General features: G+C 43.2%; 9 protein-coding genes. 8 read left to right on the plus strand and 1 reads right to left on the minus strand.

Annotated features, from left to right (window positions below; translation table 11 throughout):
- The 5 genes from BFP75_RS22010 to BFP75_RS20225 form a co-directional block, all read left to right on the plus strand.
- On the plus strand, positions 1-415 hold a 415-nt coding region (locus BFP75_RS22010; protein ID WP_165776648.1), incomplete at its 5' end, for a hypothetical protein.
- A gap of 3 nt (positions 416-418) precedes the next feature.
- On the plus strand, positions 419-1,027 hold the full coding sequence (locus tag BFP75_RS20215) for an outer membrane protein (RefSeq protein ID WP_099547136.1): 609 nt from the start codon (positions 419-421) through the stop codon (positions 1,025-1,027).
- A gap of 69 nt (positions 1,028-1,096) precedes the next feature.
- Positions 1,097-1,237, plus strand: coding sequence for a hypothetical protein (locus tag BFP75_RS22015; RefSeq protein WP_165776649.1), 141 nt, complete (start codon positions 1,097-1,099; stop codon positions 1,235-1,237).
- 366 nt (positions 1,238-1,603) lie between these two features.
- Complete coding sequence (locus tag BFP75_RS20220; RefSeq protein ID WP_099547137.1) at positions 1,604-1,900, plus strand: hypothetical protein; 297 nt, start codon at positions 1,604-1,606, stop codon at positions 1,898-1,900.
- 849 nt (positions 1,901-2,749) lie between these two features.
- Positions 2,750-3,697 carry an SPFH domain-containing protein gene (locus tag BFP75_RS20225; protein ID WP_099547138.1) on the plus strand — a complete coding sequence of 316 codons (948 nt, stop codon included), beginning with the start codon at positions 2,750-2,752 and terminating at the stop codon, positions 3,695-3,697.
- A gap of 110 nt (positions 3,698-3,807) precedes the next feature.
- On the opposite strand, the gene BFP75_RS20230 is transcribed toward BFP75_RS20225, so the two are convergent.
- On the minus strand, positions 3,808-5,496 hold the full coding sequence (locus tag BFP75_RS20230; RefSeq protein ID WP_099547139.1) for a glutamine--tRNA ligase/YqeY domain fusion protein: 1,689 nt from the start codon (positions 5,494-5,496) through the stop codon (positions 3,808-3,810).
- Between the two features lie 222 nt (positions 5,497-5,718).
- Between BFP75_RS20230 and BFP75_RS20235 the strand changes: the two genes are divergently transcribed.
- The 3 genes from BFP75_RS20235 to BFP75_RS20245 all read left to right on the plus strand — a co-directional run bounded on the left by BFP75_RS20235 (position 5,719) and on the right by BFP75_RS20245 (position 25,182).
- Positions 5,719-7,965 (plus strand): gliding motility-associated C-terminal domain-containing protein, encoded by a 2,247-nt coding sequence (locus tag BFP75_RS20235; RefSeq protein WP_240531855.1) that lies wholly within the window; start codon positions 5,719-5,721, stop codon positions 7,963-7,965.
- A gap of 8 nt (positions 7,966-7,973) precedes the next feature.
- On the plus strand, positions 7,974-10,196 hold the full coding sequence (locus BFP75_RS20240; RefSeq protein ID WP_099547140.1) for a type IX secretion system membrane protein PorP/SprF: 2,223 nt from the start codon (positions 7,974-7,976) through the stop codon (positions 10,194-10,196).
- Positions 10,197-10,374: 178 nt separating this feature from the next.
- A complete protein-coding gene (locus BFP75_RS20245) occupies positions 10,375-25,182 on the plus strand; it encodes a T9SS type B sorting domain-containing protein (protein WP_099547141.1) in 14,808 nt (4,935 codons plus the stop codon).
- The last annotated feature ends 15 nt before the right edge of the window (positions 25,183-25,197 follow it).

A 25,197-nucleotide genomic window follows, 5' to 3' on the forward strand; every position in this document is an offset into this window, starting at 1 on the left:
GGCCATGGGTACCGTAACGTTAAAGCCACGACTAGGTGAAGGAAGGTATGCGACTATTGATTCTTCTATCATATCTTTGTCAAGAATAAAGTACATAAAGGGTTGTTTTGGTTTGACTTATGTTTCACAACACAAATCTCTGCAACCCTGTCTTTCGATCCAAAAAAAGTTTAAACCACTTCATAAAGAATATGATGTTAGAAAACAAAATAAAGATTATTTCTTTATAATTAAGGACAATAATCTTGTTCTTGTGATGCCTGCAATTTCAGAAGTTCAAATTGGAGATAGTATCTCTATAGATAGTGGCAATTATGATTTATTTCGTAAAGGAATAAAAATCAAAAAAAATTCAAAACTGACTTATCTTTCTAGTATCTATTATGACAATCCGGATGAATTTTTAAAAAAGTGACTTATGATCAGAAACCTCATTTTAACAAAATGTAAAAAGACCTACTTAGTTTTCTTAGTTGTTTTTATTACTGTAAATAGTTTGATTTCTCAAGAGTCAAATTTTAGTCTGTCATTGAATTATCCATTGACCAATGGTGATAATTATTTTGATCGCAATGACGGTCTTATAGATTTAGGGGTACAATACCGGTTTATTGATGCAGGTGTAGTTGATTTGGGTATATCCTTAAATGCGGCTTTTTTTAATTTCTCATCAGATTCAGGATTGACAACAACCACTGAAAAATCGCTTTTGCTACAGCCCAGACTTTTTGCTGAATTTAATATTCCTGCTGTCCAAAAGCTTCAGCCATTTTTAGGTTTGGGGTATGCCCTAACGTCTTTTAAAAATGAGTTTTCGACCAGCCAGCAGGTCATCAACAACGATTCAAATTCGGGTGGGCTCAATTTTAATTTTGGACTTTCATACTATATTTTTAAAGGGCTATTTGTTCAGGGGCAGTATGATTATATAAGTAGCAAAAGGGAAGAGGGTACTGTTCCAGACCCAGATGAAAAGTTCTATCAGAAAATCGGCTTGATAAAGTTAGGGGTAGGCTACAGGTTTTAGTTGGTTCAAAGTTTTTTGAAAAAAAGCCTGTTCTTTTTTGAATTGTGAAATTTAACTTAAGTCCCAAACTTGAAGAAACTTTTCCTCTATATCGTATTTATACCATTTATGTTCTCTGCTTACGCCCAAAAGGAGGCAGCGATTTGGTATTTTGGGGAAAATGCGGGTCTTGATTTTAATGGAGGAATGTCAGTTCCCGCTCCGCAGTAGTTGCACTGCTGCGGCAAACAACATAAGAGTAAGTAATTAGCAGTATTGTATTAAACCCGCTCCCGCTAGTCTGTGACTAGTGGCGTACCGAGTAAGAAGGGCTAGTAGATGAGAGAAATGAGATTTGGGATATTAGAAAAGTGACCTTCCTCTGCAGTAGTACAACTACTGCGGAGCTGGGGTTGTATTCGTCCGCATCGAATTATGTCGAAGCAAACTCGGTATTACCAGAGGTTACAGTGTTGTCACAAATCATGAAGACGATATAAGGGCAGTGACCACAGCAGTGCAACTACTGCGGAGCAGGTTAAAATTAATGAAATACCTATTGATTGAAATAGAATTTATGTCATATAATCATTATTTATGAATAAAAAAGACGACGCATATAAATTTGTAAATGGTAAAACTCATTCGGAATTATCTGAAAGAGATATTAGAGAAATTTCAGCTATAGTTAAAGAAATAACAACAGACGGTTTTGCTGAAAAAGCATTATTCTTTTTTAATAAAGTAGTAAGCGAAAATAATTTTTTTGAATCTAGATTAAGAGATTCCTATAATCGAAGTATGCTTATTTCAAAATTAAAAACAAAATACCCTACCAAATATAGACTTATTAGTTCAAGAATATTAAATCTTGAAATTTCCGCTCCGCAGTAGTTGTACTGCTGCGGCGCAATGCTGGCGCGAGCAACCATGAACCCCCGCTCCCGCTAGTCTGTGACTAGTGGCGTACCGAGTAAGCAGGGCTAGTAGATGAGAGAAATGAGATTTGGGATATTAGAAAAGTGACCTTCCTCTGCAGCAGTGCAACTACTGCGGAGCAGAGGGGAACTTCTTTACGTAATAGAGATAATCACACTCAATTTTAGAAAAGACAAATTGAAAATGTAAAGTTGAATGTAAGGTTTGCTTTCCAGAAGAATACATCGAGAAAGCTCGGAAAGGGACCTGTTCCGTGAAGCGGAACGGCCGAGTTTCGAGATGGGTTTTACGAAGTAAAAATTCCTGCTGGAAAGTGCACTTTCTTTTGCTTCGTTTTCTTTATGCAAGTAAAGAAAACGAAGGGAAGAACTGCTGCCCGAATCCCGACCCACCCCGTTCCGCTGTCGCGGAACACCCCTCCCTACCTAGGGAGGGGAGTTTTTTTTGGTTTTGATTAAGGCGATGTAACATAAATTAAAGTTTAGGAAAAAATCAGCCTAGCCTTTTTGGATACTTTTTCGGCAATGGAAAAAGTATCGGACTACAACCTAGATCGAATGTCTGTTTTAGCCGCTTTGCGAAGTCTGTGATTTGGCAGCAACATGACAAAGCTATTAGTGTGAAGTTTGAAACCTCGCACAGCATTTTACATGAACTCGCATAGCAATTTTTGCTTTCAATATCCCAAAATCAAGCCTACGCCAAAAAGCACTTCCACATGAAACTTGTAACAATTCCAACACTAAGAGTACTAATAAACACTTACAATTTCGTACATTCAATAATTAACTAAAAACACTAATAATGGGAAACTTCATTTTTATACCGATTGTAATTATTTTAGGGCTGGTGCTAATGTCCTTTGTGTTCATTGTAAAGCAGCAAACCGCGGCTATCATAGAAACCTTTGGCAGGTTCAGTAGTATAAGACAATCTGGCCTACAGTTTAAAATACCCTTTGTCCAAAGGATTGCGGGAAGATTGAGCCTAAAGATTCAGCAGTTGGACGTAATCATCGAGACCAAGACCTTGGACGATGTTTTCGTTAGGCTAAAGGTTTCCGTTCAATACCGTGTTATTCGTGAGAAGGTATATGATGCCTTTTACAAATTGGATTATCCGCACGAACAGATTACCTCCTATGTATTTGATGTGGTGCGGGCCGAAGTGCCAAAAATGAAATTGGATGATGTTTTCGTAAAAAAGGACGACATAGCGTTGGCTGTGAAAGCGGAACTGAACGATGCCATGTTGGACTATGGCTTTGATATCATCAAGACTTTGGTAACCGATATTGACCCAGATGCCCAAGTAAAAGCTGCGATGAACCGCATTAATGCCTCGGAAAGGGAAAAAATAGCGGCCCAATTTGAGGGAGACGCGGCGCGCATCCTTATAGTTGAAAAAGCCAAGGCCGAAGCGGAAAGCAAAAGATTACAGGGACAGGGTATCGCAGATCAGCGAAGGGAAATTGCCCGTGGTCTGGAGGAATCCGTTGAGGTGTTGAACAAGGTAGGAATCAATTCGCAAGAGGCCTCCGCCTTGATCGTGGTGACCCAACACTATGATACCTTACAAAGCATAGGGGAAGAAACGAATACCAACCTTATTCTTTTGCCCAATTCACCCCAGGCCGGCAGTGACATGCTCAATAATATGGTGGCCTCGTTTACGGCAAGCAATATGATCGGAGAACAAATGAAAAAGAACCAGGGGGATAAAACCACTGACAAGGGGAGTAGCAAGAAATAAATATTAAAAATGAAAGGTGCGGTAAAAGTATTTGCCGCACCTTTCTTACCTTATGAGAAAGCAATTAAGTCCAGCACAGAGAGAAAACCAATCGGTATAGAAAGGCGCTACTATTCGCTCTTTTGCTGAATTTTGGCCCAAGAATCCCTTAGGCCAACGGTTTTGTTGAAAACCAGATTTTTATCCGATGAATCCTTGTCCACGCAAAAATAGCCCATGCGTTGGAACTGAAAACGTTCACCTATTTGGGCCTCCTTCAAACTCGGTTCCACAAATCCGGTAATGACCTCAAGTGAGTTGGGGTTTATAAATTCCATGAAATCCTTGTCTTTTTGCGTATCCGGACTCTCATGGGTAAACAAACGATCATACAAACGTATTTCTGCCTGTACCGCATGCGATGTGGAAACCCAATGTAAGGTTCCCTTTACCTTTCGAAGGCTTTCTTCAGTACCACTTCCACTCTTGCTCTTGGGATCATAGGTACATTGCACCTCCACGATATTCCCATTGGTATCTTTGGTGCAGCTTTCCGCCTTTATGATATAGGCGTTTTTTAATCGAACCTCTCCGCCCAACTTCAATCGGAAGAATTTTTTGTTGGCCTCCTCCTTAAAATCTTCTTTTTCAATATACAATTCCCTTGAAAAAGGAAGTTCCCTAAATCCTAAGGATTCATCCTCCGGACTATTTTCGGCTTCCAACCACTCTTCTTTACCTTCCGGATAATTGGTAATGACAACCTTCAAGGGGTCCAAAACACCCATGACCCTGGGCGTAGTTTTGTTTAGGTCTTCACGAACATGGAATTCCAACAAGGAAACATCGATAAGGTTATCCCTTTTTGCGATTCCTATGGTATCTGCAAAATTACGAATGGATTCTGGGGTATACCCTCTTCTTCGCATGCCCGAAATCGTGGGCATCCTTGGGTCGTCCCAACCTGTCACTACTTTTTCGGCTACCAATTGTGCCAATTTACGCTTACTTACCACGGTATGGCTTAAATTCCTTCGTGCGAATTCGCGTTGTTTTGGCCGTAATTTAGTGGGGTCATAAACTTGGTCCAAAAACCAATCATAAAGTTCCCTATGAGGTAAAAACTCCAAAGTACAAAGGGAATGGGACACCTGCTCTATGTAATCGCTTTCGCCATGGGTCCAGTCGTACATAGGATAAATACACCAATCGGTATTTGTTCTATGGTGTGCTCGGTGCAGTACACGGTACATTATAGGGTCCCGCATCAACATGTTCGTGTGGGCCATATCAATTTTGGCCCTTAGTACATGCGATCCTTCCTCGTGAACACCGTTTTTCATTTCCTCGAACAAGGCAAGATTCTCAGAAACGGTTCTATTTCGGTATGGACTGTTGAATCCCGGCTGTGTTGGGGTCCCTTTTTGTACCGCCATTTCCTCGGACGTTTGGCTATCCACATAAGCCTTGTCATTTTTGATGAGCTGCACTGCCCAATCGTACAACTGCTGGAAATAATCTGAAGCATACCGTTCGGTATTCCAATCAAAGCCTAACCAAGAGACGTCTTTTTTGATGGCGTCGACAAATTCCTGCTCCTCCTTGGCGGGATTGGTATCATCAAACCTAAGATTTACAGGTGCTTGGTACCTTAGGCCTAAACCAAAATTTAGGCAAATGGAGCTGGCATGGCCAATATGGAGGTAGCCATTGGGCTCTGGCGGAAACCGAAACCGTAAATCGCTCTTGGCGTATCCTTTTTCCAGATCTTCCTCTATGATTTGTTCAATAAAATTCAAAGACTTCGATGTCTCGTTCATGTTGTGGTTTTTCAAGCTACAAAAGTAGCAAAATTGCCATAAAACCTAAGATTAAAAAAGACTCACCTTGTACAAAATGCGTTTCACAACAAATTTGAATCGGCCTACAACAATTAATACCCCACGCGCGTTATTTGTGTCATATTTGTTTTGAGTACCAAAGGTTTAAAGTGTTTGACCTACAACATCACTATCATTTGGGGCACAAAACGACACATCACTATGAAACAAAATTACAAATCTTACTGCTTGACCCTCATCCTTGTGTTCATGGGCTTCCTACAGCTTTCCGCACAGGCCATCATCATCAATGCGCCAGAACCGGCAGACAATCCTAATTTACCTGGTAATTCTGTCTGGGGCTACGTATGTGCCGGAAACGGAGGCTTTAACGAGTACTTTGTGAACATTACTTGGGCAGGAACGGCAAATGCCGGTAACCAATTTATCCTGGAACTTTCAGATGCCAATGGCAATTTTTCGTCGCCAACCGTATTGGCTACGATAACCGACAAGAATGCCACGAACGATTTTGACGTGAGCTTTTCCGTCCCAGACGACACAAGGGGACTTGGATACAAGATGCGCGTACGGAGCACGGATCCTGTAAAGCTTGGGACGGAATCCCCCGCCTACAACATGTATTACATGGACATCACCAACAATCTTAACATTAGCGAGTTGGGAGACGGTGTACCCCCTGGAAGTGTGTGCGCCACGGGTCCCATAACACTTCAGGTGGATAACATTCCAAATCCAGAAACCTATCAGTATATTTGGTATAGAAGCGGTACGCTTTTGACCGGTCAGACCGGACATACATTAAACGTTACCCAAAGTGGTATGTACAACGCCTATGTAGATTACGGGCCAAATTGTACGGGATCAGGAAATACAGATTCCAATATTGTAGATGTAACTATTGGCGGAACAGGTGCGGGTATCGCCGTAAACCCTCCTTCAAGGACCATACTTTGTCCTACGGATACGGAAACCTTGTCCATAGACCAAACCGATCCATCTTGGAGCTATCAATGGTATAAAAATGACGTTGCCATCATGGGCGCCATTGGCACAACGTTTACCGTGAATGGCGGAGTTGTTGGATTCGAAGGTGAGTATGCCGTTGAGATATCGGGAATGGGGATATGTACCGAGCGTTCAGCATCCGTAACCATGAACACCCCTGGTTCCTATTCCGTTACAAGGGTCAACCCGGCCAATGTAGTATTGCTACCAACCCAGGTACAAACCTTGTCCGTAACTACGGATGCGAATTCCCCAACCTATAAATGGTATAGAAATGGCGCTGAGATAACCGGGGAAACAAATAGCTCTTTGAGTGTTACAGAATCGGGGAACTATTATGCCCAAGTAACGGAAACGGGTGGAAGCTGTGGAAGCAGCAGCAAGAATTCAGAGACCACCGTTGTCGTTACGCCGGCTTCATTTGAGATAGTCCTTGATTATGCCGATACCTACACTTCTTGTGTTTCTACAAGCAGCGTATTGGAGGTAGCGACCATTAATGCTGTTGCCTCGGACGGAACAAAGACCAATGTAACCCAAGACCTTAAAGATGCCTTTGCCTTTCAATGGCAAAAGGATGCTTCGGATATCGCGGGACAAACAGGAAGCGCAATCAGCTTGACCTCAAACTTGGAGAATGGAAATTACCGTGTAAATGCGAATATTGATTCATATAGCGCAACCTCTAATGTCTTGCCTGTACAATTATTGACCAGTGATACAGTTACTATAAGTAGTACCAGTACGGTTTACTGCAGCGCCAGTGATATTGTAACATTAAGTTCTTCATTGGAACTGTCCACAGAAACATACGAGTGGCAATTGGATGGAAGCGCAGTAAGCACTACGGATATGGCGTTAAATGTGTCATCGACCGGAACATACCGTTTGGTATTAGACAGGGATGGATGTCAACTTATTTCCAATGAGATCGTTATTTCCCCATTGGATGAAAACCTAATCGCCCTAGAACCTTCCGGGAACCTTGTAATTCCAGAAGGAACAACGAGAACCGTTAATGCTTCCGGTGGAACCGCATATCGATGGTTGGATGCAAACAATATGGAAATAAGTACCTCAGACAGTGCTTCGATTACAGAGCCAGGAACGTACACACTTATAGCGAGTATCGATAATTGTGATATTGTAAGGCAATTTGAGGTATCCATTTTAGATACGTTTAAAGTGCCCAATGTCATTACGGTAAACGGTGACGGTATCAACGATCAGTGGGTAATTCCCAATTCATATTCCAACAGGCAAGATGTAAACGTAATCATTTACAATGGGCAGGGGGAAGAAATACTTAACGAATTCGATTATAAAAACAATTGGCCGCAGACCTCTACGGCATTTACCAAACAGAACATGGTATTCTATTATAAGATTAGAAACGCCAATGAGGTGCTGAAACAGGGCACGATCACCGTAATACGCTAAAACCAAACATGCTACCTAAAACACGTATACTGCTATTATTTGTACTTCTTGCCCTTGGGTTTACAAAGACCCAAGCGCAAGAGGACAATCCTTATTTTGGGTATGAAGTACCTTCACAAAACTTGTTGAAATACAATCGGTTTTTGATAAACCCAACGTTTTCTACGGTAAGGGAAGACAAATCGTACATCAATTTATTACACAGAAACCAGTCGGTACAATTTGATGATAACAACCAAAATTACTTTTTAAGCTATAGTGGTAGGATCAGCGACCGCACGGGACTGGGATTGAGTTTGTATACCCAGCGTTTGGGGGCTTTGAGCAATTATGGTGTTTTGGCCAATTATGCTTATGGCGTAAAATTAAGCGACAAAAGTAACTTCACTTTTGGGGCGAACCTTTCTTATTACAATAGTGGTTTTGACGAGGGCAGGGCCACCACGGTGGAACAAGATCCTTTCTTGGCAGGGTTCCAGGACCAGAATCTCTTGTCCTTTCAACCCGGGTTTAATTTGTCTTATGGCAATTTCGATATTGGTGCCTTTGCGGAAAACCTGTTCGATTATAATTTAAAGACCAGTGAATCCCTTACGGATTTTAGTCAAAAGACTTATTCCGGACATTTACAATATACCCATCAGTTTAAAAACAGTTCCGGTATCTTAGAGGCTGGTCGTTTGATGCCCTTGGCAAGGGTTCGTATGGATGGCGAGGAAGACAATATAACCTTGGGGGGTAGTTTAATTTTGGACCTACCTAAAATTGGTTGGATTCAAGGAGGCTATGATAGTTTTTACGGAGCGGCCGCCGGTGTTGGATTCAATCTCAACCAACGGATTTCCTTGGGGTATACCATGGAAAAGGGCTTGTCCAACAACTTTGATAATTTTGGCCTAACCCATGAGATATCCTTTGCCTATTCCTTCACACCAAACCTAACGGAGGACAGGGTCATGCTTGAGGATGATATTTCTGATGAACTAGTGGCTAATGACATAGAGCCAGAGAACATTGCCACCAATGATGAGATTGAGGAGTTAAAGAGAAAATTGGCGGAAAACGATGCCATCATTGAGGAGCTGATGTTTCGGCAGGATTCCTTGGAAGCCAATAGACAGGCAGATTTGGAACGAAGGTTCAACATGGTCATGCGCATGGTTCGAAACGAGACCGATGGCGAGCGTCCTGATTTGGAAAGGCGCGCCGAAGAGATTTTCCGGGGCGATGGTTCAGATATGAAAGTGGCATCGGCCAGAAACACTAAGGAAAATGTAATAGCGAACGACCAAAATACCAATCGGAATAACGTTGATCAAGATGCTTTGGCGACCCATTTGAATAACACTTCAAATGGTGTTGATGAGATGACAAAAATGAATAGTCCTCATCAAGAAGTGGCTTATGGTGCTTCGGATGACAAGGGCCAAAATAAAACAGTTTCTCGACCTAGACAGGAAACAATCAAGGAGGAATCTAAAAGAGATGCATTGGCCTATACGCCACCCAAAAGGAACCCTGTAAATCAAGAACAGGAGAAGTCCTCGGTACAGGAAGGGGTGAAAAGCAGAAAGTTCAGTGACCTCCCCAATGTTACCGATGGGTACTACGTAGTGGCCAACGTCTATAAAGGTGGTCAATATATGGACAAGTTTTTAAATTCTTTGGAGGCCAAGGGTATTAATGCGGATTATATTGACAACCCCAATAACGGATTAAAATATGTGTATTTGAAACGATATGAAACGTTTGATGAAGCGGTGGCCGCCCATGATTCAAATTTCAACGGAGCCTATGAAGGCAAGACATGGATCATGAATGTTGAGAATCGATACACCAATGAAGCTTATGTAAACAACGTAAACAAGCTTAAGGAGAAATCCTCTAAATATGACATGGATGTACTTCGTAAAAATGTTGTACAACAGGATAAGCTGGCATCGAATAGTATGGAACCTGAAAATTACGAAATTGATGGAATTGGATCTGGGTACTATATCATAGCAAATGTATTTGCGAACCCTAAAAACGCAAATAGGTTTGTAGCCCTTTTGAACTCCTATGGACTTAATGCCAGTTATTTCATCAACCCAGAGAACAATTGGAGGTATGTTTACTTAAAAAGACATGATTCCTGGACAAACGCTCTAATTTCCTATTATTCTAGGTTGAACGACGCCTATGATGATAAAATGTGGATTATGAGAGTAACACCCGGGCAAGTGGCATAACTTGAAAAATGAATATTTTTAAATTGAACCAAGGAAATACTTCCTTGGTTTTTTGGCATCCATACCTTTTTAAAGCATCCGTAGGAATTAAATCAAATGAGGTAATAAATGGATGGTATATATCAGGTGTTCGAAAAAGTTGTTTTAATAACACCCTGAACATTCTATCGGAAAATCTTTGAAAACTTCAATAATACTTGGAGTTTCTTCACAAAATTTTATTGAACCAGAGCACATAAAAATCCCGGTTCGCTCCAAAAAAGGGCCAAGTTCACTAAAGGTCACCATCAACAAACCTTATTTCACAACAAGTAGTAACCAGACTACAACATTAAATTTCAAACCTTACCAGTATAGGCAATCTTTGTTATTGGCGTATTCCGACGTGATTGTAGCTATAGTCATTACGGAAGAATATTTAGAACATAGTACTATGACCAAACAGACTACCATTTTTGGATGGATTAATCCAAAATCTAATATGAAATTTTCTTTTTCAAGATTCTTCTTGTTTCTTATCTTTTTGGGATTAGGAACTTTTGTATCGTTTTCACAGGTAAAAAATAACTTCGAGGTACGGTATTCTGCGGATATTAGGGGAGAACTTACGTTTGCCGGCAATAACATTGTCAATAGGCAAACCCAAGAAGAAACCAGACAGGAGTGGCAATTCATTAATGGCAGGTGGAGAAGGGTAACGGTTACCATCCCAGCCACTAGTCCTAACGACCCATATAATTTGACCGGTAGTTTGTCTGAGTACAATGATAACTTGGATATGCAGTATATTGATGTTGATAGCGACCCAAGCACCTTCAGTTCAAGTAGCGCTATTTTAACGGTCCCAGATCCCACTTGTTCCTTAATTCGATATGCCGGACTGTATTGGTCCGCCGTATATGTCAATCCAGACCGTAGTAATATAAATCAGATCCGGTTCAGGGTACCGGGCGGTGCCTATCAAGACATTACAGCTGATGAAATTTTGTTCGATGGCAATGGTGATGTTGATTTTGGGTATTATAGCCCATATGCTGCGTATACGGATGTAACGAGTATTCTTACGGCATTGCCCGATCCCAATGGTGAATATACCGCAGCAAATATTAGGGCAAGCTCCGGTAGTAATATAAGCGGTGGAATATCCGGTGGTTGGAAATTGGTTGTGGTGTATGAAAACCCTAACCTTCCCGGCAGTAGATATATCACAACCTTTGATGGATATGCTGGAATTGCATCGGGTCAGACCGTGGATATCCCTATTAGCGGTTTTACCAGTTTGCCAGCTCCTTTTCCGGTTAACGCCCGAATTGGAGTAGCGGCTCTGGAAGGAGATAATAGAATAACCGGGGATGGTTTGGCAATCGATGCCTTTGGCGGAGGTGTGTTTACCCCATTATCGAACACATTGAACCCAGCCAATAACTTTTTCAATTCGAATATCACCACGTATGACGTATTGGTAACGGATAGAACGCCCAATAGTGTAAATACCCTAGGTTGGGACATTGACCTTTTTGAAATAAACAACCAGTTCAACAACGTAATCCCCAACGATGCCACAAGTGCTGTATTACGGGCCAGTTCCTCGCAGGATAAATATGATATCTTTTTTACTTCTTTTGACATAGAAATTATTGCCCCTAATATAGTACTGGAAAAAAGGGTCAACACCCCTGGTGGTGTAGACATAACAGGACAGGGAGTAAATTTGGGCCAAGTATTGGACTATGTGCTTTCCTTTCAAAATATTGGAAATGACGATGCCGACAATTACACCATTCGAGATATACTCCCTATCAACGTTTCTCCCCCAGATGGTAGAACAGACTTTATTCCGTCCGATTTTGTCCTGCCTCCCGGCGTAACCTATGTATATACTCCCGCTACCAGGGAAGTCGTGTTTACCATTCCCAATAACTTGGTCGAGGAAGACGGACCTGAGTACTCCCTTCGTATGCGTGTACAGGTGGCTGAAAACTGTTTCGACTTTATAGATGCTTGTTCCGATCTTATTCAAAACTTGGCGTATAGTACTTACCGTGGGGTAGAAAACACCGCCTTGATTACGGATGACCCCAGTGTAACGGATTTTAATGCCTGTGGTTTTGTGGTTCCAGGGGCAACTAACTTTCTGTTGGATGACCTCTCCGATTGTAATTTTCAACGTACCGTGGAACTCTGTGGGAACTTTGCAATCTTGGATGCCGGGGATAATTTTGACGAGTACGTTTGGGTTAGGGACGATAACGGAAACAATTTATTTGATGCTACGGACACCGTAATCACGGATGGTGATCCGGATAACGACCCTAGCACCATCATAGTGACCCAAGTGGGCACCTATATCGTGGACAAAATCGTGGCAGACCCATGTAAGGGCTTCAAGGAAATCATTACGGTAACGCCTTATGGAGCGGGATTGATACCCAATCCCATTATAGAACTGATGAACGCCGTAAACAATGATTCGGACCCCTACAACGACATCGCCGGTGAAATTGTTCAGTGTAGTGTGGACAATGCCATGTTGCCTAAATTGTTTCTTTGCGGGGCGGCTGATACAAAGGAGTTGCAAATTAACATCATTGATGCTCAATCCATTGTTTGGGAGCAGTTGGATGAAGGTAGTTGCAGTCCATCAGGAGACGACTGTGCCAACAGGGCCTTGACCTGTACTTGGAACCAAGTGGCAACGGGCAATACGTATACGGCGAATACGGAAGGGCAGTTCCGTTTATCCGTTACATACCAAAATGGCTGTACCAGTCGGTTCTATTTCAATGTTTTTAGAAACAATCTGGACATCCAATATACTAAGGAGGATATTATTTGTGCCAACCCCGGAAACATTACGATTACCAATTTAGGAAATGGATATGGTTACCAATTGGTAAATGATGATACGGATACTGTTGTGATTCCCTTTAGTGCCAACAATGGCCCTAGTTTTGAATTTAACGCGGGCGAAAATGGTAGTTATGTGGTAGAAGTTACCCAATTGGACCTTAATGGTGATCCAATTGACAACGCCTGTATTTTTAGGACTCCGGTCATTGGGGTTTTGGATAGGGACGTAACTTTTGATGTATCCCATACGGACCCCAATTGTATCTCACTGGGAAGCATAAATATTCAAATTAACAACGCCGAACCCAATTACGAATATGAACTTCGTTTGGACGATGGTTCCAACGGTGGTCAAGGAACACTAATCGATGATGAAACGGCACAAACAGATAATGATTTTACGTTCTCTGGTCTGAATGCAGGAAACTATATTGTAATAGCCCGTACCCAAGACGGTTGTACCCATTCGGAGCAGGTAACTTTGCTGGACACCAACGATTTAGAAATAGAGGCGCGGGTCTCACAACACATCACTTGTAGAGAAGGAAATATTCTCATGAGTTCCACAGGGGGTCAAACGCCCCATCGATATGCTATTTGGTCCTTCGAGGATGAAACGGGTACTATGGTTACATCCTACCCAACACCTCAAGATATTCCTGCGACCGAATTCCAGTCCAGTCAAATTTTTGATATTTACAATCCTGGCAATTATACGTTCGTGGTAGTGGACCGTAATAACTGCTTTGCGTTTTCCAACACAGTGACCATAGAATTTAGGCCGGCGGCCGAGTTTTCAGGAGCTACCATAGAAGACCAAGCGTGCTTTGGTGACGCTTCGGGATCCATACAGATGAACCTTTTGGACGACAATGGCTACCAACTTACGTACTATCTTTTTGATATCGATATTCCATTAATCGAAGTCGTAAACGATAACTTTGATGTAAACGATGCTATCGCCGCAAATGCTTCGGGCTATTTTGGAAACCTGATGCCTGGTGACTATACCATTGTGGTCAATATGCGCAGAGGAAGCGCCGACTGTAACTATCCATACTACCATACTCTAGATGGACCTTCGAACGCCTTATTTGCGGAATCGACACTAGTTCAGGATTATTCCTGTTTGCAGGATGGTATTATTGAGGCCCAAAATGTATCAGGAGGCACAGCCCCGTATAGTTATAGTATTGATGGCATAAACTTTATTCCTGATACTACACCAAATGCCCACAGGTTCGAAAACCTATCAGCAGGAACCTATACTGTATCGGTTAGGGATGCCGCGGGATGTGTATTTGCTACGACACCTATAGTCATCGACCCAACGGACCCTCCCACAGATTTAACGGTTGTAGAATCTCAAATTACCTGTCCGGATGGAACTGTGGACCTACAGGTTACCTCGGTAGGGGGAACGGCTCCATTGACCTTCCAGATAATTGCCCCTTCAACTATAGCACCTAATACTACTTCTGGAAATACTGCGGATTTTAACGATTTGACACCGGACACCTATACTATTAGGGTAACGGATGCCGATGGCTGTTTTTATGAAGAGAACCATACAATTGCACCTATTGTACCCATTACGATGAGCGGTGTCACTGTTGCCCCAGTTTCTTGCTTTGGTGCAACGGATGGAACGGTCCAATTCAATGTCAATTATCAAACCGGACAAAATTTCACATACACTGTAACAGGACCTTTAGGAACGGTTGTCACAGGAGGTGTTCAGGCAACCATTAGTTTGCCAAATCTAAGCGCGGGAAATTATACCTTGGACATTGTGGATACAGATACCAATTGTACCTATACCACAACCTACACTTTGGAAGGCCCTCCATCGGCATTAACGGTCACGGCACCCAATGTAACACAACCAACTTGTTTAGATGACGGAAGCGTTATCATAACTGCCACTGGAGGATGGGGAAGTTATGAATACACGTTGGTTAACCCGGATACCTCTATATTTGGTACCAATACGAATGGTTCATTTAATGGACTAACTCAGGGTGGCACATATTCAGGCACCGTTACGGATGCCAACAATTGTACGGTACCCTTTACTTTCGATATAAACCCGGCAACCACTCCGGTACTGGTATTAACGCCCAATGATTTCTGTTATGACGATGTGGTTGGATTGACGATAACAGCCAATGTTACATCCGGAGGCGATGGCAACTTTGAATATAATATCAACGGAGGTGGTTATAGCACATCAAATGTGTTTACAGGACTTGCTCCTGGAACCTATACCGTCAACGTAAGGGACGGGAACAACTGTACCGATACCCAAATATTAACGATCAATCCAGAACTAAGCGTTATAGCTAGCGCTGGAAATATCACTGCTTGTACTGCCGATACCGAAATAGACATTACGGCTGCCGGTGGAGACGGAAATTATGTATACGCCGTTGTTGCCGACGGTGTAACACCAACTGCAGGTGATTTCTCAACGACGAATCCTGTTACCGTAAGTGCTTCAGGAGACTATGATGTCTATGTAAGGGATAACAACGGAAATGCAGGATTTTGTGAAGCCAGCTATGACATCAATATTGTTCAAGATGCTCCATTGGCCCTTTCAGTATCCAACACGCCCATTCTCTGTAGTGGGGAAAACCAGGCAACCATAACCATATTGGCGAGTGGCGGTGAATCTCCATACTCTTATAGCATAAACAACGGAGCAACCTACCAAACTTCCAACACCTTTAACAACCTTGGTACAGGCAATTACAATATCAGGGTAAGGGATGCAAACAATTGTGAAGTAAGCCAACTACACTCCATAACAGAACCGTTCACATTATCGGCATCCGCCGCGGTTACACAGTTGCTCGAATGTAACCCAAGTGCTGGGGCAGAGGTAAGAATAACCAATGTACTAGGAGGAACTGCGCCATATACTTACAGTTTTGATGGCGGATTATCATATGGAACGAATGCCATTGATTATTTGTTGGCAGGAACACATACGCTTTATGTTCAGGATGCCAATGGGTGTACCTACCCAATGACCGTTACAATCGATCCGGCACCAACGCCTCCAAATGTTACATTAACTCCAACCGTCGATTATTCCTGTGATGGAACAGGAGTCGTAACCATAGGCACGGATGACCCAGGTTTGGATTATACTTACAGCATTAACGGTACGCTCAATACCCCAGCGGACTCCAATGTGTTTACGAACGTTCCTGTTGGTACGCATACAATTTCTGTGGATTACATTAGTAATGCGGCTCCTTCTCCAAGTGTTTTATTACGTGAGGATTTTGGAGTTGGCGCACCAACGAGCATTACGGAAATTGACCCGTTATTCTGTTTTGAACCCCAGGATGGGAGTCCTAGTAGTTGCCCAAGCTTTGGCACGGACACCCATATACAGGACGGGGAATATTCTGTGGCAAATACCATAGTAAACCCTTACACTTGGTTGGTACCCAACGAACAGTCCGGCGATCCAAATGGAAGATACCTTGCCATAAATATTGGCGGTGTAGCCGGTGTTAATGGCATTGTGTATGCAAAAAGGGGAATTGAAGTGATTCCAAACAGGGATATCACTATTTCAATTGATGTTTTCAACCTTAAATTTGTTGGTTCTACGGGAGCCGATGCCAATCTGGATGTTCAATTGGTAAACTCATCGGGCACTGTCATTGCAAGCATTCCTACCGGTAATATTCCCAAGAGTACAGATCCTGATATCTGGGAGAATTACAACATCACCTTGAATCCTGGAGCCGAGACAAACCTGGACATTGTAATAAGAACCATTGGAACTGCAACTGCAGGAAACGATGTTGTTATTGATAATATAATTGCTACCCAACTTCCAGAACAATGTCCGCAAACGGTGACCATTGATGTAACCGTTGAACCAGGGAACGCTTTTGAAGCATCAGTTATCACGGCTGTGGATGCAACTTGTAATGGGGATAGTGACGGTTCCATCACCTTTGATGTCGATAATTTTGGTGCTGGAGGATTTGAATATAGTTTGGATAATTTCGCCACAATTTTAGGAAGCACTACAACAGCCCCACAAACTATTTCCGGACTATCCGCAGGAAATTATACGATTTACGTCAGGGATGTAGACAACCCAATTGCAGGTTGTACGGTTACCTTGAACCAAACGATCAACGAACCTACTCCCGTAGTAGCTTCGGCATTAATCAATAGTCAGGCTACTTGTACGGATGGAGGTGTTATCATTGCATCGGCTACAGGTGGCACCCCCAATTATCGTTATCAATTGGAAGACGGTGTCGGTGCTATTATCCCAGGTTTCGATTTCGTTACGAACGCTAGCAACACAACGTTTAGTGGACTTGTGCCAGGTGACTATTTGGTGCGTGTTAGGGACATCAACAATTGTGAGGATGTAATCGATGCCCCTCTCACCATAGACCCAACGGACCCCATTGTTTTTACGGCAGAACCCACAACGTGTTACAGCGGAAATAATGATGGTGAGGTTTTTGTGAACGTTACTAGTGGCAATGGTGGCTATCAATTTAGAATCAACGGAGGCCCATGGTTGGCTCCAACACCAACAACGGCCACTACCTATACCTTTAGTAATCTTTCAGCAGGTTCATATGATATAGAAGTAAGGGATTCCCTTGGATGTCCTTTGGCCTCCAATACCCAAACGGTAACGATAAATCCCCAATTGACTGCCAACGCCGTTCTTACGAACGATTTGACCTGTTTGGTAGATGCCTCTGTGACGATTAATGCGAATGGAGGTTCTGGAACCTATTCCTATGAATGGTCCAATGATGGTGGAACTACGTACGCAAGCTCAAATTTTGCAGGTAACGTGTTTACAACGAATACGTTCGGCACCTTTATTTTTAGGGTTACGGATACCACATCGCCTACGGCTTGTACCGTAGTTACAAACCCGGTCACCATTACGGAAGCGCAGACTCCTGTAATTGCAAACGTAATTCCTACGGACATTCTTTGTAATGGCGAAAGTACGGGCTCCTTGGATGTTCAAATAGATACCTCTGTTGGTGTGCCGCCGTATATGATCAATGTGGTTGAAACAAGTGGTCCTACAAATTACGGCACACAGACTACAGGCTTGCCTGCAGGAAATTATGAGGTAACCATTACAGATGGTAAGGGCTGTGTTTCCGCTCCTTTTCCTGTAATTATTGCTGAACCAAGCCCTATTGTATATACTACTTCGGACGTACCAATTACCTGTGATGCTGGATTGGGAACCACAAATCCGGGAGAAATATCCATTTCAGGGGTTTCTGGAGGAACTGCCGAGTATACCTATATTTTAACGGGGAACAATGGGATTCCAACGCAAACCCATATCACAACACCGGGTACAAGAGACCATACTTTTACGGTATTGGAATTCGGTATTTATCAAATTGATGTAGTAGACGCCAACGGTTGTGCTTCCTACACTACCGAAATCATTGCATCACCACCCAATGACCTTGATATTGACGTGACTACAGCGACAACGGATTGTTTGGTGGGCGGAACAGCTGTTGTATCCGTGGGTGCCGCTGTTGGAAGTGGAAACTATGAATTTGCCATTTTGGAAACGTATTCGGCACCCTATTCCAGTAGCTATCAGGCTCCGGATGTTCTTGGAGGATTTACTTCAACGTTTACAGGACTTACGCCGGGCATTACGTATACTTTTGTGGTGTTCGACTTGACCACCAATTGTTATTATTTTGAGGAAGCTGCCGCACCGATCAATACGCCATCTTCCATGGTGGCTACTTTGGATGCCGTGAACAATGTGAGCTGTACAGGGTCTGCGGACGGGAATATTTCCTTTACCTTTTCTGGCTATGATGTTGCCGCAACCGATGTGCAATATGAGATTTTCAATAGACAATCCAACGTAACTACCGGTTATATGGGTACATCCAGTGTAAACCCGCCTAGTTCGATAATCGTGAGCAATTTTGCGACCTTGCCTCCAGGAGAGTACTATTTATTGCTTACCGAAGTGGGCGGACCTAACAATGGTTGTTCTGTGGATGGAGGTATTTTCACCATTCGCGAATCTGCCTTTGCGCTGGATTTGGACGTGGCATCACCACAAAACGATAATTGTAATCCTAATGCGGGTATCATTACGGCTGCAGGAAGAAACGGTACAGCACCTTACGAATATCAATATTTACTGGATACGGCACCTGTTCCTTTGGCAACAGATGCTGGATGGATAAATAACACCACAGCAAATGTAGAAGCGGGGGATTATATCGTGTATGTTAAGGATGCTTATGGTTGTATTTTTCAAAGACCTATCACGGTATTGGAAGATCCAAGTCCAATAATCAGCTTGAGTATTGTTGATGAATGTGCCGATGAGGGAATGTTCCAAGTAAGTGTAACCTTGGATAATCCATTGGTAGCTTCGGCCCCTTTCCAGATAAGGGTGAATGGCAATGCCTTCCAAAACTTTACGTTTGATGGCAGCAATCAATATTTGGTAACAGGCCTTAGTTCTGGTTTGGCACAAACTATAGAGGTTAGGGATTTGAACGGATGTTCAGATACTGAAACATTTGATATTCAGCCACCATTACAATTTAATGCTACGTTGACAACCTTATTGGATTGTGAAGTGGCTCCGGCCAACAATGCCGAAATCACGATCAATGTGACCGCGGGATCAGGTTCCTATGATTATGAAATAGATGGTCCTGGCGCAGTGGACCAAGCAAGAACAGCAATGGGCGGTTCAAGTATCACATGGACGGCTGCCAGTATTGACGGAAACTATACCGTAACGGTATATGACACCAGTACGGCCATACCCAATTGTTTGGGCAGTATTGTGGTCAATGTTCCGCCAGCTGTAACGCCAAACATTAGTGTTTCCAGTTTTACGGATGTCACCTGTAATGGAGCCGATGATGGATCCATAACCGTAACGAGTACCGATGTAGGTACGGGACCATATTTCTATGAGATTATTTCTGGTCCGGGAAGCAGTGCTGTATTTCCAATTACACCAACGACCAGTACGGCTACAAGGGCCACGTTCCAAGGGCTAGAAGGTTTGATTGCTCCAGGAATTACCTATACCATTAGGGTTACAGCGGCAAACGGTTGTTTTACGGATGTTACCCAAGTAATCACACAGCCAGAAATCATCGCCAATGTGAATGCAACGGTATCCGATTTTGCCTGTACGGTTGGAAACAACGAAAACAATGCAACGATTACCATAGATACCTTGGCAATTACAGGAGGTTCAGGAACCTACGTGAGGTATGAGTTTATAGAAGAGGACGACCCTAACACGGCACCCGTAGAGGCTCCGGTGGTTGTTCAATCGGGAACGATTCCCGTATACACCGAAACCGATTTTGCCGGTGGAAGCTATACCATCAATGTGTATGACAGCAACGGCTGTTTAGGTTCCACGACTGCCATCATAGCTCCATTTGACGAATTGATATCCGCTTCGGTCAGTATTACAAATACGGTTACTTGTAACCCAGGAAACGATGGTGAGTTGACCATGAGCGTGGTATCTACGTTGGGCGACCCATCGAGGTTTGAATACAGCATCGACAATGGTTCCAACTATCAAGTATCCAATGTCTTCCCAGGTTTGGCGGCTGGTCCGTATACCATTTTGGCGCGACATATAGATACCGGATGTATAATTTCCGCTTCGGAAACCTTGTTGGAACCGAATACGTTTAACATTAATGTTGCCAAGACAAGCGATGTGGTTTGTTATGGAACATCAACAGGTGCGGTCAATTTTGAATTAGTGGATGCTACCTATCCAGGAGGTTTTACTTGGACAGTTTATGATACCAATGGCACCTTGGCAAATACAGCCGATGATATTTCCGTGGCAACGGGCAATGAGGCCGCCAATGGTCCAACCGCCGATATCAATTTACCGGCAGGTAGTTATTATGTCTCCATTTCACAGGACAACAACCCATTCTGTGTAAACACCGAAGCGTTCACCATTGCTGGGCCAAGTATGGGTATATCAGGAGGTATCGATACATCGGATATAACCTGCGTCCCCGGAAATGATGGAATTATAGAAATCATCAATGTTGCCGGTGGATGGGGAGGTTATACCTACTATATAGGTGTAGCAGCACCTACCTTGCCTACGGATTATACGGCATCTCCAATGTTAGGGGGACTTTCAGCTGGAACGTATCAGGCTTGGGTACGGGACGCCCAAGGGTGTGAGCAATTGATCGACAACAATATCGTGTTGGTAGATCCTACCCCAATAACCGCTACTTTACAGGTAAATCAGGAGAACTGTACCAATTTGGAAGGAGAGATTGAAGTTTTGGCCGTAGGAGGTCAGGGCTCCAACTATACATATCAACTCTTATTGAACGGTTTCAATTTCCGTGCTCCCCAGAATACGCCAATTTTCTCCGGACTGGGAGCTGGCAGTTATGAGGTAACCGTTACGGATCAGTGGGGATGTACTGCAATAACACCGGCTATTTTGTTGGAAGAAGAAATGAATTTGACCACCACAGTGGATAAGGTAATCGATTGTACGGTAAATCCGGGAGGCCAAATTACGGTGAACGTTTCTGGAGGTTCTACAAACCTTGAATTCACGATCACTTATCCAGATGGTACAACAACCGTTACGAACACAACGGGGGTATTTGCGAACCTAGTTCAGGTGGGCACCTATAATTTCTTGGTACGTGACCTGGATACAAACAACCCAGTTTGTGAAAAAACTATTTCACAGGCCTTGGCGGCACCAATACTTCCGGTATTGTTGGATGCTACAATAGTTGACGTAAGTTGTGCGGGCGGGAGCGATGGTAGTATTACGGCAATTTTAGATCCGGCTACGGATGGAAACCCAATTTATCAATATGAATTGATCGGAGTAAGTCCGGGTGCACCGAGCAGGCCTCTACAAAGTAGTCCGTTGTTCGACAATCTTCCTGCCGGAGACTACCAAGTAAGAGTATTGTCCGGTCTTGGTTGTGAAGATATAAGGAACGAAAGTATTTCGGAACCAGACCCTTTGACCATAAGTGCATCGGCTACAACTTTCGATTGTGCTCCAGATAATAGTATCAATACGGCGGTTGTAACGGTAACTGTTGATAATGGGGTGACTCCACCAATCGGTCCATCGGGTACAGCACCTTATCTATATAGTTTGGATAATGTAACCTACCAATTGGCCAATACATTCAATATCGTGGATAACGGTACGGTACAGAATATTACAGTATACGCGCGGGATGCCAATGGATGTATCGCTACGGATACCATTACCATCCAACCAATCAATAGGTTTACGGCAACGGTTTCTACCGATGCGGATATTTCATGTACAAACTTTGAAACAGTAACCATTACGGTTTCGGACAATGGTTTGGCCCATAATTACACCTATGAATTATTGCCTATTGGAAATACCAATGCGGTACAAACAGGAACAACTGCTACTTCGGCGACTTTCGATTTATTGACTACTGGATCTTATACATTCAGGGTTACGGATACGGATACAGGCTGTTATTACGATACTCCGGCCTACAATGTAGAACCGTATGATTTTATTAGAGCTACCGCGACAGCCATAACCCCAGTTACTTGTTTTGGGGACACTAATGGAGAGTTAGAAATCAACATTACGGGGTATTCAGGCAATTATGATTATCAAATATTCGATGCCGCCGGTAATCCCGTAGGAGGAGTGGTAAGCACGGATACCTCCGTAAACCCAAGGGTTGTTGGAGGACTTTCAGGTGGTAATTACTTTGTTACCATAACTGAAACGGACATTCCTTTCTGTTCCGAAGACACCAACATGGTTACCATTGCTTCGCCAGATATGGCCCTTACGGCTGCGGTGGACATTCTAGCACAGCCAACATGTACCAACGATCGGGGCGAAATACGTGTAGTCCCAGATGGTGGATACGGACCTTATACGATTGCCATCACCAATGGAACGGATACGTTTACTGAAAATGGTGTTTATGCCCATGTGTTCAACGGACTTTCCGCAGGTACTTATGACATAACGGTAACGGACCAAGCAGGGTGTCCTTATAACGATACCGTAGTACTTGATCCACCTACACCAATTGTAGCGAGTGCAACTCCTTTAGTGACCAATTTGGCCTGTTATGGGGATAGGGGTGCCACGGTTTCAGCAGTAGTAACCGGTGGTGGTAGTGGCAACTACGAATATCAATTGAACAGATATGATGCGGCTGGAACGACCATTGTTTCAAGTACGGCTTCGCAGTTAAGCCCTGACTTCAATGATCTTGGTGCAGGTATCTATAGTATTACGGTGTCTGATGGTTGGGAATGTGATGTTACCACCAATACGGTCGAAATCATTGAGCCTACTCCAGTAAGTGCACAATTAATAAGGACAGATCCTTTGACTTGTGCCACTGGGGCCGAGTTTGAACTTACCGCTACCGGTGGTAGTGGCTCGTATGAATACAGCATGGATGGAATCACCTTCTTGCCAATGACCAGCAACCCATTAGGGTTACCTACTACGGGAACATTGGGTGCTGGCACCTACCAATACTTTGTTAGGGACGCTATCAATGGCTGTGAGGCAGTTCAATCCAATGCCATTACGGAAGATATGATCGACCCCTTGGTCTTGTTAGTGGACCAATCGGCGGCTTACATCAATTGTACGGGAGAAAGTACGGCCATTATCTATGCCGATGCTTTTGGAGGACTTGGCAACTATCAGTTCGAATTGTTTACAGATGCTTCCTTGAGCGTTGCTTCTAGAATTGCTGGACCTATAGCTTTTGGTGAGTTTAGAGACCTTCCTGCTGGAACGTATTATGTATCCGTAACCAGTGAAGATTGTACTACGTTGCCAGTAGAGGTTATCATTACGGAACCTGCCCCATTGACCTATACAGATGAGGTAATCAATGTTACTTGTGAGGGAGAAGGAAACGGTAGTATTACTGTCACGCTTTCTGGTGGTTCTGGAGGATATCAGTACGCTATTTCGCCAAACTTGAACCAATTCGATACTGTAAATACGTTTACGGATCTGGAACCAGGGGATTATATTGTGATAGCCCAAGATCAAAATGGATGTTTTGAGTATTTGGAGTATACCATTACCGAACCATCTATGCTAATGGTAGACGCCTCAACTACTCCTGAAATTTGCGTGGACAGTCAGGATGGAACGATTTCCCTAAACATCACGGGAGGTACGGCTCCGTATAGTACGGCGTTGAATTCCAATGACGATGCGGATTTTATACAGGACAGGATAGATTTTGTGGACATGGCAGCTGGTAATTATTTGATTTTTGTAAGGGATGCCAATGGCTGTGAGACCAACGTGGTGGTGGATATTGAACCAGGCGTAAACCTTAATGCCACAGTGGAGCCCATTTATGTGTGTACGGGAGACCTACCGGACAACTATGTCAATATTACTTTGGAAGATGAAAACGTAATTGGGGATGTGATGTATGCATTGGATTCAATGGATGCTTCTGCTTTACAATTGAACCCTGATTTTAGGAACATCGCTCCAGGGGACCATTATATAACCATTGCGCATTCAAATGGATGTATTGTTACTGTAGACTTCAGTATTGAAAGTTTTGAACCTTTGACCTTGATACTGGAACAACGAAGCCTAAATGAGATAACGGCAATTGCCGATGGCGGAAATCCTGACTACACCTTTTACTTTGATGGTGTAGACAATGGAAACGACAATACATTCTACATTACCAGAACTGATACTTATGAGGTTAGGGTAGTGGACGAAAATGGATGCGAGATGGTTGCCAACATCTTCATGGAGTTCATAGATGTGGATATTCCCAACTTCTTTACGCCCGATGGAGATGGGGAAAACGATTTCTGGATTCCTAAGAATATTCAGCAATTCCCAGATATACTAATAAAGATTTATGACCGTTATGGTAGAGTGGTTTCCAAACAGGCCCATGATGCCAAGGGTTGGGATGGACGATACGAAGGTAAGGAATTGCCCACCGGAGATTACTGGTACGTCATTCAATTGAACGGAGAGGAAGATAGTCGGGAATTTGTGGGCCATTTCACCCTTTATAGATAAAAAACCTTAACCTAA

The sequence above is a fragment of the Maribacter sp. 4G9 genome (assembly GCF_002742265.1).
In the GTDB taxonomy this organism is placed as follows: domain Bacteria; phylum Bacteroidota; class Bacteroidia; order Flavobacteriales; family Flavobacteriaceae; genus Maribacter.